The organism is Rhizobium grahamii CCGE 502, from assembly GCF_000298315.2.
In the GTDB taxonomy this organism is placed as follows: Bacteria; Pseudomonadota; Alphaproteobacteria; order Rhizobiales; family Rhizobiaceae; genus Rhizobium; species Rhizobium grahamii.
The window spans coordinates 1-17998 of sequence record NZ_AEYE02000009.1 but is presented as its reverse complement, the minus strand read 5'-3'; the positions used below and the strand labels follow the sequence as shown (position 1 = coordinate 17998).

Sequence of the window (17998 nt, the reverse complement as noted above, 5' to 3'; positions counted from 1 at the left end):
CGGCTCTCCATTCTTGCTAGTCCGCGAGGGACTTAATTCTTGTTATCGGTCAATTGGTATTCCGGTCACTTCTGACCGGAATACTTTGCCTGGATTTCCGTTGCGACGTTCGACGGGACCGGCGCGTAGTGATCGAAGGTCATCGTGTACTGAGCACGGCCCTGCGACATGGAGCGCAGGTTGTCGACGTACTTGAACATGTTCGCCAGCGGAACGTTGGCGGCGATGACGATTGCAATGCCGCGCTGCTCCTGACCCTGGATCTGGCCACGACGGGAGTTCAGGTCGCCGATAACGTCGCCGACGTAGTCTTCCGGAGTGACAACTTCGACCTTCATCATCGGCTCGAGGAGCTGAGCGCCGGCCTTCTTGGCTGCTTCACGGAAGCAGGCACGCGAAGCGATTTCGAACGCCAGAACTGACGAGTCAACGTCGTGGAATGCACCGTCAACGAGCGTCGCCTTGACGCCGAGCATCGGGAAGCCAGCCAGCGGACCGGAAGACAGAACGCTTTCGATACCCTTCTGAACGCCCGGGATATATTCCTTCGGAACAGCACCGCCGACGATCTTGGATTCGAACTTGAAGTCTTCGCCATCCGGGTTCGGTTCGAAGATGATCTTGACGCGCGCGAACTGACCGGTACCACCGGACTGCTTCTTGTGCGTGTAGTCTTCTTCGTGCTGACGCGTGATCGTTTCGCGGTAGGCAACCTGCGGAGCACCGACGGTTGCTTCAACCTTGAATTCGCGACGCATACGGTCGACGAGAATGTCGAGGTGAAGTTCGCCCATGCCGGCGATGATCGTCTGACCGGATTCCTGGTCAGTCTTCACGCGGAAGGACGGATCTTCAGCAGCCAGACGGTTGAGCGCGAGGCCCATCTTTTCCTGGTCGCCCTTGGTCTTCGGCTCGATCGCGATCTGGATGACCGGCTCGGGGAATTCCATGCGCTCGAGGATAACCGGCTTCAGCGGATCGCAGAGCGTATCGCCAGTGGTGGTTTCCTTGAGACCGGCCAGAGCAACGATGTCGCCTGCGAAGGCTTCTTCGATGTCTTCACGCGAGTTCGAGTGCATCTGCAGCATGCGGCCGACGCGCTCGCGCTTGTCCTTGACCGTGTTCATGACCGACGCGCCCTTTTCGAGCTTGCCGGAGTAGATACGGGCGAAGGTCAGCGAACCGACGAAGGGGTCGTTCATGATCTTGAACGCGAGCATGGAAAGCGGCTCGTTGTCGTCAGCGTGACGCTCGATTTCAGCTTCCGTCTTGAAGTCGATGCCCTTGATCGCAGGGATGTCCATCGGCGACGGCAGGTAGTCAACAACTGCGTCGAGCAGCGGCTGAACACCCTTGTTCTTGAAGGCGGTGCCACAGAACATCGGATGGAACTTGACGTCGATCGTGCCGCGACGAACGAGCGCGCGGATCTGGTCGTTGTCGGGCATGGTGCCTTCGAGGTAGGCTTCCATCGCGGCTTCGTCGATCTCGACAACGGTCTCGATCAGCTTTTCGCGATACTCTTCAGCCTTTTCCTTCAGGTCGTCAGGGATTTCGACGACGTCCCACTGAGCGCCGAGCGATTCGTCGCGCCAGATGAGAGCGTTCATCTCGATCAGGTCGACAACGCCCTTGAACTCGGACTCTGCGCCGATCGGGAGCTGCATGACGACTGCGGTGGCGCCGAGACGGGTCTTGATCATCTCTACCGAGCGGTAGAAGTCAGCACCGGTCTTGTCCATCTTGTTGCAGAAGATCATGCGCGGCACGTTGTACTTCTCAGCCTGACGCCAGACGGTTTCCGTCTGCGGCTCTACGCCGGCGTTGGCATCGAGAAGAGCGACAGCACCGTCGAGAACGCGCAGCGAGCGTTCGACTTCGATGGTGAAGTCGACGTGGCCGGGGGTGTCGATGATGTTGAAGCGGCGCATCTTGCCGTCACGGCCCTTCCAGAAGGTCGTGGTGGCAGCGGAGGTGATCGTGATGCCACGCTCCTGCTCCTGCTCCATCCAGTCCATCGTGGCTGCGCCATCGTGGACTTCACCGATCTTGTGCGACTTGCCGGTGTAATAAAGGATACGCTCGGTGGTCGTGGTCTTGCCGGCGTCGATATGCGCCATGATACCGAAATTTCGGTAGTCTTCGATTTTATATTCGCGAGCCATTGTGGACTGCCTTTCGAACCCGTTCGGGATTACCAGCGATAATGCGAGAACGCACGGTTGGCGTCAGCCATCTTGTGCGTGTCTTCGCGCTTCTTGACCGCGGAACCACGGTTGTTGGATGCATCGAGAAGCTCGCCCGACAGTCGGTCGACCATGGTCGTTTCGTTGCGCTTGCGCGCGGCAGCAATCAGCCAGCGGATGGCCAGGGCCTGACGGCGCTCCGGACGAACGTCAACCGGAACCTGATAGGTTGCACCACCAACACGACGCGAACGGACTTCAACGTGCGGAGCAATGTTGTCCAGAGCCTGATGGAACACGCCGAGCGGCTCCTGCTTGGACTTGCCCTGTACGGAATCAAATGCGCCGTAGACAATGCTTTCAGCGACGGACTTCTTGCCGTCAAGCATGATTGCATTCATGAACTTGGTAACAACCAGATCGCCGAACTTCGGGTCCGGGTTGATCTCGCGCTTTTCTGCTCTGTGACGTCTAGACATACTTCTCGTCTCTTCAATTGTTAAAGGCGCTCTACCACGCGGAGGACCTCGCGCAGCGCCGGGATTTCAAAGCCGAATTACTTCGGACGCTTCGCACCGTACTTCGAACGGCGCTGCTTGCGGTTCTTGACACCCTGGGTATCGAGAACGCCGCGGATGATGTGGTAACGGACACCCGGAAGGTCCTTAACGCGGCCGCCACGGATCATGACGACAGAGTGTTCCTGAAGGTTGTGACCTTCGCCGGGGATGTAACCAATGACTTCGAAGCCGTTGGTCAGACGGATCTTTGCGACCTTACGGAGAGCCGAGTTCGGCTTCTTCGGGGTCGTCGTGTAAACGCGGGTGCAAACGCCGCGCTTCTGTGGGTTTTCCTGCAGGGCAGGAACCTTATTACGCTTTACGTTCGCCTGACGTGGCTTGCGGATAAGCTGGTTTACGGTAGGCATTCAACCATCCCTTACGTTTATATCTCAATCCCTTACGGGCGTAACTCGCGCCGTCTCCGGCAAGACCACACGCTTGTCTCAATGCGCAAAACGTGGCCCGATCCGCTTTCGCAGATGGACCACTGAGAGCAGAGGACGCAAAAGACATGCGTCATGCGTGCAGGCATCATATCTTCAACGTGCGTTTCGAACCTTGTTTGAGGTGATCTCCGCGGCGCGTCGCCTCGAATGGCCATGCCTCACATGGGTCCGGATGGCGCGGGTACTACTGGTTTCCCGTCGTCTCGTCAAGGCCGTTAAGAAATAAACTTCGGCGGAACGCCTTGAAACCCGGCCATTGCGCGCTCTTTTGCGGCTTCTAAGCAAATTCGCCACCGGTCGCCAAGATAAACTTGAGCATTGGATCAAAAAGCAGCTATGGAATCACTGACTGCAGCCGCTAAGCGCATGAAATCAGATTCAAATCTCGAATCGAAGGACATCCGATGATTACCGCCCCCGACAACGACAACAATTCCGAAGGACCGATGGTCTTCATCATCATCGGCAAGGGCTATCAGTCCGATGACAGCGACGGCGTCGACCTCCACATCATGCTCAAGGCCGCCGATGACGACAGCGCCGTGCGTGAGGCCCTGAATGCCCTCGCCGAGGAAGGCTTCATCGAGGCCGACCTGGACCAGATCGGCATGCTGACCGAAGTGCCGGAAGAGGAGCCGCACGCTTCCGCCTATCAGGGCGCGGTCGACGGCGAAGTCGCGATCATCCGTTTCAGCTGAGACCCCGATGAAGCCGGATGCGCTCAAGGTGCTGATCTATGCCACCTGGCGCGACCGGCTGCTGGTTTTCGATGAGCCTGACTTTCCCGAAATCGCGCTTCAGGTTCCGGGCGGCACGGTTGAAGCCGGCGAGGACATCGGCGCCGCAGCCCTTCGGGAGTTCTCGGAAGAGACCGGGATCCCGCCCAAAACGCTCCTCCTCCCGCTCACCATTCACGATTATCGCTTTCTGAAACATGGAGCCGAGATCCGGCATCGGCGGCACTACTTCCACGTAGCCCTCGAAGGCGAACAGCCCGCCACGTGGATGCATCGAGAAATGACACCATTCAGCGGTGGCGAGCCGATCCTGTTTCGGTTCTTCTGGCTCGGCTATGAAGAAGCCAGCATGCGGCTCGGCTACGGTATGGAGCATGGCTTGCGCCTGCTTACCTAAACTTCCCCCAACTACGTTGCTCAAGCAAAGAAGCCGCCCGGATCGCTCCGGGCGGCTTCTTAATTCTGAGAACCAGACTGCCGATTATTCGGCAGCAGGTGCGCTCTCGCCTGCGAGATCCTGCAGCATCGGGGTTGCGACATCCGCACCCGTGCCCTTGCGGCGCTCTTCGAGGATCATCTCGTCGCGCGACGTGGCAATGCGGCGGATCTGGGTCATCGTGCCACCAGTACCGGCCGGGATCAGGCGCCCGACGATGACGTTTTCCTTCAGACCCTGCAAGCCGTCGGTCTTGCCGGCGATCGCAGCTTCCGTGAGAACCTTGGTGGTCTCCTGGAACGACGCAGCCGAGATGAACGACGGTGTCTGCAGCGACGCCTTGGTGATACCGAGCAGAACCGGATCGCCGTAAGCAGGCTTCTTGCCCTGTTCGATCAGCGCATCGTTGACATCTTCGAGCTCGATACGGTCGACGTTGTCGCCGACGATATAGGTCGAGTCGCCTGCATCGGTGATTTCCACCTTCTGCAGCATCTGACGAACAATCACTTCGATGTGCTTGTCGTTGATGACAACGCCCTGCAAGCGATAGACTTCCTGGATTTCGTTGACCAGGTACGAAGCGAGTGCTTCGACGCCCTTGATCGCCAGGATGTCGTGCGGAGCCGGGTTTCCGTCGAGGATGTAATCACCCTTTTCGATGTAGTCGCCTTCCTGAAGGTGGAAGGGCTTGCCCTTCGGGATCAGGTATTCGACAGGCTCGACACCGTCTTCCGCCGGCTCGATGATAATGCGACGCTTGTTCTTGTAGTCGCGGCCGAGGCGGATCGTACCATCGATCTCAGCGATGATGGCGTGGTCCTTCGGACGACGAGCTTCGAACAGTTCGGCAACACGCGGCAGACCACCGGTGATGTCCTTGGTCTTGGCGCTTTCCAGCGGCGAACGCGCAAGCACGTCACCCTGGGACACCTTCTGGCCAGGCTCGACCGACAGGATCGCATCGACCGACAGCTGGAAGCGTGCATCTGCACCGCGTGGCAGCTTAACGACGTTGCCGCTGGCATCAAGGATGACGATCGCCGGCTTGAGGTCCGAACCGCGCGGGGTCGAACGCCAGTCGATGACCTGACGCTTGGTGATGCCCGTGGATTCGTCGGTCGCTTCGAGAACCGAGAGACCGTCGACAACGTCTTCGAACTGAACGGTACCAGCTACTTCCGTCATCATCGGACGGGTGTATGGGTCCCACTCTGCCAGACGCTGACCGCGCTTGACCTTGTCGCCTTCGTCGACATGCAGCTTCGAACCGTAGGCAACACGCTGCGAGGAGCGCTCGACACCACGCTCGTCCAGGATCTGGACGGTCATGTTGCGGCCCATCGCGACCAGCACGTTCTCCGAGTTGCGCAGAACGTTGCGGTTCTTGAGCTGGATCGTACCTTCGTACGAGGCTTCCAGGAACGACTGGTCGACCACGTTTGCCGTGCCACCAAGGTGGAACGTACGCATGGTGAGCTGCGTGCCCGGCTCGCCGATCGACTGAGCCGCGATGACGCCGACCGCTTCACCCATGTTGACAGGGGTACCGCGGGCAAGGTCGCGACCGTAGCAAACCGAGCAAACACCGGTCTGCACTTCGCAGGTCAGAGCCGAACGGATGCGGATCGACTGGATGCCAGCCTTTTCGATCTCGATGACATCGGGCTCGAGGATCATCTTGCCGGCGTCGACAAGACGCTCGCCGGTAACCGGATGATCGATATCATCCAGAGCCGTACGGCCGAGGATACGAGCGCCGAGCGAAGCAACGACCTGACCGGCATCGACGATGGCGGTCATGGTGAGGCCCTTGTCGGTACCGCAATCCACGAGGTTGACAATGCAATCCTGCGCGACGTCGACGAGACGACGGGTCAGGTAACCGGAGTTAGCCGTCTTCAGCGCGGTGTCTGCGAGACCCTTACGGGCACCGTGCGTCGAGTTGAAGTACTCGTTGACGGTCAGACCTTCCTTGAAGTTCGACGTGATCGGCGTTTCGATGATTTCACCCGACGGCTTGGCCATGAGGCCGCGCATGCCGCCCAGCTGACGCATCTGGTTCGGAGAACCACGGGCACCCGAGTGCGACATCATGTAGATGGCGTTCATCGGCTTTTGACGACCGGTGTTCGGATCGAACTCGACAGCCTTAATGCGGGCCATCATGTCTTCAGCGACCTTTTCGGTTGCCTTGCCCCAGGCGTCAACGACCTTGTTGTACTTCTCGCCCTGAGTGATCAGGCCGTCGTTGTACTGCTGCTCGTATTCCTTGACCAGGTTTTCGGTGTCGCCAACGATCTTTGCCTTGGTTTCCGGAATAACCATGTCGTCCTTGCCGAACGAAATGCCGGCGCGGCAGGCATGGCTGAAGCCGAGCTGCATGATGCGGTCGCAGAAAATGACCGTGTCCTTCTGGCCGCAATGGCGGTAGACCGTGTCGATCATCTTGGAGATGTTCTTCTTGGTCATTTCCTGGTTGCAGACGTCGAAAGTCACCTTGCCGTTCTTCGGCAGGAGCTCGCCGATGAGCAGGCGGCCCGGAGTCGTTTCGTAAATCTTAGAGTACGGCTTGCCGTCCTCGTCGATCGACTTGAAGCGACCGCGGATCTTGGTGTGCAGCGTAACGGTTTTGGTTTCTAGCGCATGATGCAGTTCGCCGAGGTCGGAGAAGGCCATGCCTTCGCCCGGCTCGTTCTGATTCATAATCGCGAGGTAGTACAGGCCGAGAACCATGTCCTGCGACGGAACGATGATCGGTGCACCGTTTGCAGGGTGCAGGATGTTGTTCGTCGACATCATCAGAACGCGGGCTTCAAGCTGGGCTTCGAGCGACAGCGGCACGTGAACGGCCATCTGGTCACCGTCGAAGTCGGCATTGAACGCCGTGCAGACGAGCGGGTGCAACTGGATCGCCTTGCCTTCGACCAGGATCGGTTCGAAGGCCTGGATGCCCAGGCGGTGCAGCGTCGGTGCGCGGTTCAGGAGAACCGGATGCTCGCGAATGACCTCGTCGAGGATATCCCAAACTTCCGGCTTTTCCTTTTCAACCAGCTTCTTGGCCTGCTTGACGGTCGAGGAGTAACCCTTGGCGTCGAGGCGGGCGTAGATGAACGGCTTGAACAGTTCGAGCGCCATCTTCTTCGGCAGGCCGCACTGGTGCAGCTTCAGTTCCGGACCGGTCACGATGACCGAACGGCCGGAATAGTCGACGCGCTTGCCGAGCAGGTTCTGACGGAAGCGGCCCTGCTTGCCCTTGAGCATGTCGGACAGCGACTTCAGCGGACGCTTGTTGGCGCCGGTGATGACGCGGCCACGGCGGCCGTTGTCGAACAGCGCGTCCACAGATTCCTGCAGCATGCGCTTTTCGTTGCGGATGATGATGCCCGGAGCGCGCAGTTCGATCAGGCGCTTCAGACGGTTGTTGCGGTTGATGACGCGGCGGTACAGGTCGTTCAGGTCGGACGTCGCGAAACGGCCGCCATCGAGCGGAACCAGCGGACGCAGGTCCGGCGGGATGACCGGAACGACCTTCATGATCATCCATTCCGGACGGTTGCCGGACTCCATGAAGTTCTCGACGATCTTCAGGCGCTTCATCAGCTTCTTCTGCTTGAGATCCGACGTGGTGTCGGCAAGCTCGGAGCGCAGATCGCCAGCGATCTTTTCGAGGTTCATCGAGGCCAGCATCTCGTAGATCGCTTCAGCACCGATCATGGCCGTGAACTGGTCTTCGCCGTATTCGTCGACGGCGAGCATGTACTCTTCTTCCGAGAGGAGCTGATGCTCCTTGAGGGCGGTGAGGCCCGGCTCGGTGACGATGTAGTTTTCGAAGTAGAGAACGCGCTCTACATCCTTCAGCGTCATGTCGAGCAGCGTCGAAATACGGCTCGGCAGCGACTTCAGGAACCAGATGTGGGCAACGGGAGCCGCGAGCTCGATATGGCCCATGCGCTCACGGCGAACGCGCGACAGCGTAACTTCGACGCCGCACTTTTCGCAGATGATGCCCTTGTACTTCATGCGCTTGTACTTGCCGCACAGGCACTCGTAGTCCTTGATCGGTCCGAAGATGCGCGCGCAGAAGAGACCGTCGCGTTCCGGCTTGAACGTGCGGTAGTTGATGGTTTCCGGCTTCTTGATCTCACCGTAAGACCAGGAAAGAATCTTCTCCGGAGAAGCAATCGAAATCCGGATGGAATCGAAGTTCTGTGCAGGCACCTGCGGATTGAAAAGATTCATGACCTCTTGGTTCATGCCTGTCTCCTTCATGGGCGATGCGCCCTTATCTTGCATGGACGGCGGCAAATCCCGGGAGCCGCGCCAACGCTCAAAACGACAATAACCGCAGAATGCGGCGAAATCGTCCCTGCCCGGCCGACACTAACGGGGCCAGAGCGGGAACGGTGTGCGCTGCATGACAGCGCACACCCTATCAGTGGTTACTCGGCAGCGTCCGGCAACTGGCTGGCCTGCTGCTCCTCGACCTTCGAATTCTCGAGTTCGACGGAGAGACCCAGCGAGCGCATTTCCTTGACGAGAACGTTGAAGCTTTCCGGAATACCGGCTTCGAACGTATCGTCGCCACGGACGATGGCTTCGTAGACCTTGGTACGGCCGGCGACGTCGTCCGACTTGACCGTAAGCATTTCCTGCAGCGTGTAGGCCGCACCATATGCTTCCAGAGCCCAGACTTCCATTTCGCCGAAGCGCTGACCGCCGAACTGCGCCTTGCCGCCCAGCGGCTGCTGGGTAACGAGCGAGTAGGGACCGATCGAACGGGCGTGGATCTTGTCGTCGACCAAGTGGTTCAGCTTCAGCATGTAGATGTAGCCAACCGTGACCTGGCGGTCGAACTGCTCACCGGTACGGCCATCGTACAGGGTCGACTGGCCGCTCTCCTTGAGACCAGCCAGAGCCAGCATCGCGTTGACGTCACCTTCATGCGCACCGTCGAAGACCGGCGTTGCAATCGAAACGCCGCGCTTCCACTGGTCAGCCAGACGAAGAACCGAGTCGTCGTCGAAGTCCTTGACCTGTTCGGCCTTCGGACCGTCGCCGACAACGTCGCCGATCGTCTTGCGCAGAGGCTCGATGTTGCCGCTCGCCCTATAGGCTTCCAGCATGTCGCCGATCTGGCGGCCCATGCCGGCGCAAGCCCAGCCGAGATGCGTCTCGAGGATCTGACCGACGTTCATGCGCGAAGGCACGCCGAGCGGGTTCAGAACGACGTCAACATGCGTACCATCTTCCAGGAACGGCATATCTTCGACCGGAACGATGCGCGACACGACACCCTTGTTGCCGTGACGGCCGGCCATCTTGTCGCCTGGCTGGATCTTGCGCTTCACAGCAACGAAGACCTTGACCATCTTCATGACGCCCGGAGGCATTTCGTCGCCGCGCTGGACCTTCTCGACCTTGTCCATGAAGCGCTGTTCAAGGCGCGACTTGGATTCGTCGTACTGGCCGCGGAGCGCTTCGAGTTCGCCCTGGACCTTTTCGTCTTCGACGGCAAACATCCACCACTGCGAGCGGGGATATTCGGAAACGACGTTGTTCGCCAGTTCCGTGCCCTTCTTGAAGCCCTTCGGGCCGGCAATAGCGACCTGGCCCCGTAGCATGTCGACCAGACGGCCGTAGACGTTACGGTCGAGGATCGCCTGCTCGTCGTCGCGGTCCTTTGCAAGACGCTCGATCTCTTCGCGCTCGATGGCCATCGCGCGCTCGTCCTTCTCAACGCCGTGGCGATTGAAGACACGCACTTCGACGATCGTACCGTAGGTGCCGGGCGGCATCCGCATGGACGTGTCGCGAACGTCGGAAGCCTTTTCACCGAAGATGGCGCGCAGAAGCTTTTCTTCCGGCGTCATCGGGCTTTCGCCCTTCGGCGTGATCTTGCCGACGAGGATATCGCCCGGCTGAACTTCGGCGCCGATGTAGACGATACCGGCTTCGTCGAGGTTCTTCAGCGCTTCTTCCGAAACGTTCGGAATGTCGCGCGTGATTTCTTCCGGACCAAGCTTGGTGTCACGGGCCATCACTTCGAACTCTTCGATGTGAATGGAGGTGAACACGTCGTCAGCAACGATACGCTCGGAGAGCAGGATCGAGTCTTCGTAGTTGTAACCGTTCCACGGCATGAACGCGACGAGCGCGTTGCGGCCGAGTGCGAGATCGCCCAGATCCGTCGACGGGCCGTCGGCGAGGATGTCGCCGCGGTTGACAACGTCACCGACGGTGACCAGCGGACGCTGGTTGACGCAGGTGTTCTGGTTCGAACGCTGGAACTTCTGCAGGCGGTAGATATCGACGCCGGACTTGCCAGCTTCGAGGTCTTCCGTCGCACGGATAACGATACGCGTCGCGTCGACCTGGTCGACCACGCCGCCGCGGCGGGCGCCGATAGCAGCACCGGAGTCGCGAGCGACGACCGGCTCCATGCCGGTGCCGACGAACGGAGCTTCAGCACGCAGTAGCGGAACGGCCTGACGCTGCATGTTCGAGCCCATGAGAGCGCGGTTGGCGTCGTCGTTTTCCAGGAACGGGATGAGAGCCGCCGCGACCGAAACGACCTGCTTCGGCGAGACGTCCATCAGGTTCATGCTATCGCGTGGAGCGAGCATAACTTCGCCGGCATGACGGCAAACGACGAATTCGTCGGTGAAGGAGCCGTCGGCGCCGAGCTCGGCGTTCGCCTGTGCGACGTAGTACTTCGCTTCCTCCATCGCGGAGAGGTAAAGAACGTCGTTCGTCACCTTGCCATCGACGATGCGGCGGTATGGGCTTTCGATGAAGCCGTACTTGTTGACGCGTGCGAAGGTGGCCAACGAGTTGATAAGACCGATGTTCGGGCCTTCCGGCGTTTCGATCGGGCAAATACGGCCATAGTGGGTCGGGTGAACGTCGCGGACTTCGAAGCCTGCGCGCTCGCGGGTAAGACCGCCCGGCCCAAGAGCCGAGAGACGGCGCTTGTGGGTGATTTCGGAAAGCGGGTTCACCTGGTCCATGAACTGCGACAGCTGCGACGAGCCGAAGAATTCACGGACGGCAGCTGCTGCCGGCTTTGCGTTGATCAGGTCCTGCGGCATAACCGTGTCGATTTCGATCGAGGACATACGCTCCTTGATCGCGCGCTCCATGCGGAGCAGGCCGAGACGGTACTGGTTTTCCATCAATTCGCCGACGGAGCGAACGCGGCGGTTGCCGAGGTTGTCGATGTCGTCGATCTCGCCCTTGCCATCGCGCAGTTCGACCAGCATCTTGACCACGGCCAAGATGTCGTCCTTGCGCAGGATGCGGACAGTGTCTTCGACGCTGAGGTCGAGACGCATGTTCATCTTCACGCGGCCAACGGCGGAGAGATCGTAACGCTCCGCATCGAAGAACAGCGAGTTGAACATGGCTTCGGCCGAGTCCATCGTCGGCGGTTCACCCGGACGCATAACACGATAGATGTCGAACAGAGCGTCCTGACGGTTCTCGTTCTTGTCGGCGTTCAGCGTGTTGCGGATGTAGGCGCCGACATTGATGTGGTCGATGCCGAGAACCGGGATTTCGTCGAAACCGTTCTGCAGGATAACAGGCAGCGTCTTCTCGTCGATCTCGTCGCCTGCCTCGAGGTAGATTTCACCCGTCGAGTAGTTGACGATGTCTTCGGCGAGGTAGTTGCCGTACAGGTCTTCGTCGGTTGCCTTCAGGGCCTTGAGGCCCTTGTCAGCGAGCTGGCGGAGCAGACGCGGAGTCAGCTTCTTGCCCGCTTCGACAACGACTTCGCCAGTGTCGGCGTCAACCATTTCGGTGATCGCCTTGGCACCCTTGAGGGTCTCTGGGCGGAACGGAATGCGCCAGCCCTTGCCATCGCGCTGATAGTCGGACTTCGTGTAGAAGGTCGACAGAATTTCTTCGCCATCCATGCCGAGCGCCATCAGCAGCGAGGTCACCGGGATCTTGCGGCGACGGTCGATACGGGCATAGACGATGTCCTTGGCGTCGAACTCGATGTCGAGCCAGGAACCGCGATACGGGATGACGCGAGCGGCAAATAGCAGCTTGCCGGACGAGTGGCTCTTGCCCTTGTCGTGATCGAAGAAGACGCCCGGCGAACGGTGCATCTGAGACACGATAACGCGCTCGGTACCGTTGACGATGAACGTACCGTTGTTGGTCATGAGCGGCATGTCGCCCATGTAGACGGACTGTTCCTTGATGTCCTTGATCGACTTCGCGCCCGTATCCTCGTCGATATCGAACACGATCAGACGAAGCGTAACCTTCAGCGGCGCGGCATAGGTCAGGTCGCGCTGGCGGCATTCATCGACGTCGAACTTCGGCGGTTCGAACTCGTAGGACACGAATTCCAGCATGGAAGCGCCGGAGAAATCCGTGATCGGGAAAACGGACTTAAAGACAGCTTGAAGGCCCTCGTCAGGGCGACCGCCCTTGGGCTCTTCAACCATCAGGAATTGATCATACGATGCCTTCTGAACCTCGATGAGGTTCGGCATTTCTGCGACTTCTGGAATCTTACCGAAAAACTTGCGTACGCGCCTACGACCATTGAACGAAAGGGTCTGAGCCATCGTCGCTCCTTCAAAATTGCATCCGGGCCTGCAACGGACGGGAACCGATGGCCAGTCGACCCCGTCAATCATGAGTAGTTCAATCTCGTCTCACTTCCCGAAATACGAGGCCGGATTGCCTTCGCGTCTCGGTTCGAGACCATCCTCTTGAAGAACCCATTACCCAAAAGCCGTTTTCACGCGGCTTTTGGGTAATTCGTTCAACAAAACGGCAAATGGGAGGCGGGAAACCCCACCTCCCAAATGCAGTCGAAGATTACTTCACGTCGGCCTTAGCGCCGGCGTCTTCAAGCTTCTTCTTGATGTCAGCGGCTTCAGCCTTGGAAACGCCTTCCTTGACAGCCTTCGGAGCGGCCTCAACGAGGTCCTTAGCTTCCTTCAGGCCGAGACCGGTGATGGCGCGGACTTCCTTGATGACGTTGATCTTGTTAGCGCCGGCGTCAGCCAGGATAACGTCGAACTCGGTCTTTTCTTCTTCAACGGCAGCAGCAGCGCCAGCACCACCAGCAGCGGCAGCAACAGCTACCGGAGCAGCGGCGGAAACGCCCCACTTTTCTTCGAGAAGCTTAGAAAGCTCTGCTGCTTCCAGAACGGTCAGCGAGGAGAGGTCGTCTACGATCTTTGCGAGATCAGCCATGTTATCAGTTCCTTTTGTTCGGTTCGAACCGGTTGTTTATAAACAGCAAAAAACCGCCTTATGCGGCTTCGTCCTTCTTGGCGTAAGCCGAAAACACGCGAGCAAGCTGGCTTGCCGGTGCTGCAACAACGCCTGCGATGCGGGTAGCTGGCGTCTGGATCATGCCCAGCAGCTTCGCGCGCAGTTCGTCCAACGAAGGCAGGGTCGCAAGCGACTTGACTGCATCAGCGTTGAGCGTCGTTGTTCCCATGGCGCCCCCCAAAACAACGATCTTATCGTTGGTCTTGGCGAAATCCACGACGACTTTCGGAGCGGTGATCGGGTCATTGCTGTATGCAATGAGCGTCTGACCGGTGAAGAGACCAGAGATCCCTTCCGCTTCCGTACCCTGAAGGGCGATTTTGGCCAGGCGGTTCTTCGCGACTTTGACGGTACCGCCAGCTGCGCGCATCTTGGAACGGAAGTCGTTCATCTGCGCGACTGTAGCACCAGCATAGTGGGCCACGACAACCGAACCCGAAGCCTTGAAGACTTCGTTCAGTTCCGTGACGAATTCGCGTTTTTCCGCTCTTTCCACTGCCTATCTCCAGTTGGCAGGACCTTTTCACGGGCCCTACCGGGTTGCCTTTTGCCTCCTGGGATCAGAAGCGATCCCAAGCGACGCTTGAGGATCCTGTCCCCTCGCGCTTCGCGCCAAAGAAAGGCCGAAGGCACAAGGCATCCAAGGCTCGAACCAAATTCCTAGAAGCAAAACTTCATGCAATTCGGGTCTTACCCGTCTCATGCAGGCCAAGTGATTAAGGGAAAACCACCTGCAATCTCGGACAGGATTCCGGATTTCTCCGGAATATTCCGGCCTCTTGCGAGGCCGGAATTCTTGAGCCGGGCCGAAGCCCGGCGAATTTATTAAGCGGCCGGAGCCGTAACGGACGACGGGTCGATCTTGACGCCCGGGCCCATGGTCGACGAGATCGCTACGCGCTTGACGTAGTTACCCTTGGCGCCAGTCGGCTTTGCCTTGATGACGGCGTCAGCGAAGGCGCGGATGTTTTCTTCCAGAGCCTTGGCATCGAACGATGCCTTGCCGATGCCAGCGTGGACGATACCAGCCTTTTCGACGCGGAACTCGACAGCACCGCCCTTGGATGCCTTAACGGCACCAGCAACGTCCATCGTAACCGTACCAACCTTCGGGTTCGGCATCATGCCACGCGGGCCGAGAACCTTACCGAGGCGGCCGACGAGCGGCATCATGTCCGGGGTCGCGATGCAGCGATCGAAATCGATCTTGCCGCCCTGAACGATTTCGACCAGCTCTTCAGCGCCGACGACATCTGCGCCAGCAGCCTTGGCTTCGTCAGCCTTGACGCCGCGAGCAAAGACAGCAACGCGAACGTCGCGGCCGGTGCCGTTCGGCAGGTTGACTACGCCGCGGACCATCTGGTCTGCGTGACGCGGGTCAACGCCGAGGTTCATGGCGACTTCGATGGTTTCATCGAACTTTGCGACAGCACGTTCCTTGACCATGCCGATAGCAAGGTTCAGAGCGTAGAGCTTTGTGGGATCAACACCTTCGTTGATCTTCTTGGTGCGCTTGCCAGCCATGGTCTTATCCTACCACTTCCAGGCCCATGGCGCGGGCAGAGCCCTCGATCATCGCCATTGCACCTTCGATATCCGCTGCGTTCAGATCCTTCATCTTGGCTTCTGCGATCGTCTTGATCTGAGCCTTGGTGAGCTTGCCGGCGACGGCGCCCTTGCCAGGCGTCTTCGAACCGGACTGGATCTTCGCTTCCTTCTTCAGCCAGTAGCTTACCGGCGGCTGCTTCATGGCGAAGGTGAAGGACTTGTCCTGGTAATAGGTGATGACGACCGGGATCGGCATACCCTTTTCCATTTCCTGCGTAGCGGCGTTGAACGCCTTGCAGAATTCCATGATGTTAATGCCACGCTGACCAAGCGCCGGGCCGATTGGCGGGGACGGGTTTGCCGATCCTGCCTTGACCTGAAGCTTGAGCTGGCCTGCAACTTTCTTAGCCATATCTCTCTGCCTTTCATTGGTGACCGGTTGCCCGGCCAGTGATGCCGGATTTCTCCGGCGGCTGCGGTTGCGTGGTGCGGATCGCAGGTCCGGCTAAGACCCCTCACCTTCCACGCGGTTTGCGGCTTGCACCGCAAGGAAACAAGTCAGTGGTGACTTACTTCCGAGCTCAGACCTTCTCGACCTGAGCGTATTCCAGTTCGACCGGCGTAGCGCGGCCGAAGATAGACACTTCGACCTTCAGGCGCGAACGTTCTTCGTCCACATCCTGCACCGTGCCGTTGAACGAAGCGAACGGGCCGTCGGAAACGCGAACCTGCTCGCCAATTTCGAAGGTAACGGATGCCTTCGGCCGCTCGACGCCTTCCTGAACCTGACCGAGAATACGCTCGGCTTCATGGTCCGGAATCGGAACAGGCTTGTTGTCCGAGCCGAGGAAACCGGTGACCTTCGGCGTGTTCTTGATCAGGTGGTAGGCTTCATCCGTGAGATTGGCGCGAACAAGAACGTAACCCGGGAAGAACTTGCGCTCGGAATCGACCTTGCGACCGCGACGCACTTCAACCACCTTCTCAGTCGGGACGAGAATCCTTTCGAACAAATGCTCGAGGCCCTTCTGGCGAGCCTTATTCTCGATGTCTTCCGCGACCTTCTTCTCAAAATTCGAATACGCGTGGACGATGTACCAACGTGCCGCCATGTTACTACTCCACCCGATCAATTGCCGACGTTAAGCACGAAGCTCAACAGCCAGCCAATCAGCTGGTCAGCGGCAAAAAAGAACAGCGCGGCAAAGATCACCATTACAAGCACCATGACCGTCGAGATCATCGTCTCGCGGCGCGACGGCCAGGTAACTTTCGACGTCTCGGAGCGAACTTGCTGTAGAAACGTAAACGGATTGGATTTGGATGCCATCGACTGCCCACGCAATTACGGCGCGTAAAGCTGAACATATCAGCCCCACGCACCGCGTGTCTGTTGAACCCTACATAAACATCGATTCCCAATTACACAAGAGGAAAACCGAAGTTTAACGAACTTAGCCATACGTCGCCTTTCCGTTCGAGCGGCTGCGAGATGTCGCGCTACCCGTTCAAGAAAGATGGCAGGGGCAGAGGGGCTCGAACCCACGACCTGCGGTTTTGGAGACCGCCGCTCTACCAGCTGAGCTATACCCCTTTACGCTTTACATTCAGCTTCTTGGCCGACCGACCGCGAAGCGCAACTGCAAGCATGGCGCTCCCTTTAAGGCGGGAGCGCAGGATTGGCAAGTGCGTTTTTCGATTTTTCCAATCCTGCGTCGCAGGAAGTGCCTACGATCAGACCTTAACGTATTTGCGCCAGTCGTGCTCTTCCTTGAAGCCCAGTACTTCGCGGATCTTTCGGTTGGAGAGCAAGCCTTCATACTGGCCGATCTCGCGCGTGAACGGCACATTAGGATAGAATCGCTTTGCGAGCTCCTTCGACGGCGTGTTGGCCGAGACGGTGTCGTTCGCCGCGTTGAACACCTGATAGCCGAGCCCATCCTTCTCGATGCAGAGATGGCAAATCTGCCCCAGATCGCGGGCATCAATATAGCTCCAGGCGATTCGCTTGCGCATTTCCGGATTGGCGAAGTAGGTGGGAAACCGTTCGTACTCGTGCGGCTCGATAACATTGCCTATGCGCAGCGCATAGATGTCGAAACCCGAGCGCTCGGCAAAGGCCCGAGCCGTCTTTTCGTTCACCACCTTGGAAAGGCCGTAAGAATCCATCGGGTTGACGTCGTAGTCCTCCTCCAACGGAAACTGATGGAAGTCGCGATGACCCTCGGCGAAGCAGACGCCATAAGTCGTCTCGCTGGAGGCAACGATGATCTTACGGATCCCGAGCTTCACGGCCGCCTCGATGACGTTGTAGGTGCCCATCGTGTTGATGCGGAAAGTCTCGTTGTCGGGCTTTATGAGGATGCGCGGGATCGCCGCGAAATGCACGACGGCATCGAAGGGCTGCACGCCCCTGCCCGCATCGAGATCGGGAAAGTCCCGATGCATTGAAAGCGCATTGAAGATCTGACCGCTGTCGGTGATGTCGGCGATGAGATTGGTCACTCCAGGGCTATCAAGGGGTACCAGGTCGACGTTGTGAACCTCATAACCCGCATTGACCAGCCACGGCACGGCATGGCGCCCCGCCTTGCCCGAACCGCCTGTGAAGATAATGCGCTTTTTCATCATGTCCTCCAGTATGAAATCGGAGGGATAGATAAAGCCTTTGCACCCAAGCGCAAGGCCACCGCCTCCATCCGATTGTCACCGGACGGTGATGCCAGGGTGAACAAAGAAAAGCCCCGCTGTTTCCAGCGGGGCTTCTTAAATCCGGATGATC

Annotated in this window: 14 protein-coding genes and 1 tRNA gene; 2 read left to right on the top strand and 13 right to left on the bottom strand. The window is 58.7% G+C overall.

The window, feature by feature from the left end:
• Window positions 1-65 precede the first annotated feature (65 nt).
• The 3 genes from fusA to rpsL all read right to left on the bottom strand — a co-directional run bounded on the left by fusA (window position 66) and on the right by rpsL (window position 3114).
• Window positions 66-2165, bottom strand: coding sequence for an elongation factor G (fusA, locus tag RGCCGE502_RS07430; RefSeq protein WP_016553548.1), 2100 nt, complete (start codon window positions 2163-2165; stop codon window positions 66-68).
• Between the two features lie 29 nt (window positions 2166-2194).
• Window positions 2195-2665, bottom strand: a complete 471-nt coding sequence (gene rpsG, locus RGCCGE502_RS07425; RefSeq protein ID WP_016553547.1) for a 30S ribosomal protein S7 — start codon at window positions 2663-2665, stop codon at window positions 2195-2197.
• 77 nt (window positions 2666-2742) lie between these two features.
• Window positions 2743-3114 carry a 30S ribosomal protein S12 gene (gene rpsL / locus RGCCGE502_RS07420; RefSeq protein ID WP_003547537.1) on the bottom strand — a complete coding sequence of 124 codons (372 nt, stop codon included), beginning with the start codon at window positions 3112-3114 and terminating at the stop codon, window positions 2743-2745.
• Between the two features lie 485 nt (window positions 3115-3599).
• Between rpsL and RGCCGE502_RS07415 the strand changes: the two genes are divergently transcribed.
• Window positions 3600-3893 (top strand): hypothetical protein, encoded by a 294-nt coding sequence (locus RGCCGE502_RS07415; protein WP_007792012.1) that lies wholly within the window; start codon window positions 3600-3602, stop codon window positions 3891-3893.
• Window positions 3894-3900: 7 nt separating this feature from the next.
• Complete coding sequence (locus RGCCGE502_RS07410; protein ID WP_016553546.1) at window positions 3901-4329, top strand: NUDIX hydrolase; 429 nt, start codon at window positions 3901-3903, stop codon at window positions 4327-4329.
• 84 nt (window positions 4330-4413) lie between these two features.
• On the opposite strand, the gene rpoC is transcribed toward RGCCGE502_RS07410, so the two are convergent.
• From rpoC to RGCCGE502_RS07360, 10 genes are all read right to left on the bottom strand, one after another.
• Entirely contained in the window at window positions 4414-8625 is a 4212-nt protein-coding gene (rpoC, locus tag RGCCGE502_RS07405; protein ID WP_016553545.1) for a DNA-directed RNA polymerase subunit beta', read from the bottom strand.
• A 185-nt stretch (window positions 8626-8810) separates the two neighbouring features.
• Window positions 8811-12950 (bottom strand): DNA-directed RNA polymerase subunit beta, encoded by a 4140-nt coding sequence (gene rpoB, locus RGCCGE502_RS07400; protein WP_016553544.1) that lies wholly within the window; start codon window positions 12948-12950, stop codon window positions 8811-8813.
• A gap of 256 nt (window positions 12951-13206) precedes the next feature.
• On the bottom strand, window positions 13207-13587 hold the full coding sequence (rplL, locus tag RGCCGE502_RS07395; RefSeq protein ID WP_007792000.1) for a 50S ribosomal protein L7/L12: 381 nt from the start codon (window positions 13585-13587) through the stop codon (window positions 13207-13209).
• A gap of 58 nt (window positions 13588-13645) precedes the next feature.
• Window positions 13646-14164: a 50S ribosomal protein L10 gene (gene rplJ / locus RGCCGE502_RS07390; RefSeq protein WP_016553543.1), complete on the bottom strand. Its 519-nt coding sequence runs from the start codon at window positions 14162-14164 to the stop codon at window positions 13646-13648.
• A 329-nt stretch (window positions 14165-14493) separates the two neighbouring features.
• On the bottom strand, window positions 14494-15192 hold the full coding sequence (gene rplA, locus RGCCGE502_RS07385; RefSeq protein ID WP_016553542.1) for a 50S ribosomal protein L1: 699 nt from the start codon (window positions 15190-15192) through the stop codon (window positions 14494-14496).
• A gap of 4 nt (window positions 15193-15196) precedes the next feature.
• On the bottom strand, window positions 15197-15628 hold the full coding sequence (gene rplK, locus RGCCGE502_RS07380) for a 50S ribosomal protein L11 (protein ID WP_016553541.1): 432 nt from the start codon (window positions 15626-15628) through the stop codon (window positions 15197-15199).
• 169 nt (window positions 15629-15797) lie between these two features.
• Entirely contained in the window at window positions 15798-16328 is a 531-nt protein-coding gene (gene nusG / locus RGCCGE502_RS07375; RefSeq protein ID WP_016553540.1) for a transcription termination/antitermination protein NusG, read from the bottom strand.
• A gap of 17 nt (window positions 16329-16345) precedes the next feature.
• The gene (gene secE / locus RGCCGE502_RS07370; RefSeq protein ID WP_007531587.1) at window positions 16346-16546 is read right to left on the bottom strand and encodes a preprotein translocase subunit SecE; all 201 of its coding nucleotides are present in this window, start codon (window positions 16544-16546) and stop codon (window positions 16346-16348) included.
• A gap of 188 nt (window positions 16547-16734) precedes the next feature.
• Window positions 16735-16810: transfer RNA gene (locus RGCCGE502_RS07365), tRNA-Trp, on the bottom strand.
• Between the two features lie 140 nt (window positions 16811-16950).
• Window positions 16951-17844 carry an NAD-dependent epimerase/dehydratase family protein gene (locus tag RGCCGE502_RS07360; protein ID WP_016553539.1) on the bottom strand — a complete coding sequence of 298 codons (894 nt, stop codon included), beginning with the start codon at window positions 17842-17844 and terminating at the stop codon, window positions 16951-16953.
• Window positions 17845-17998 lie beyond the last annotated feature (154 nt).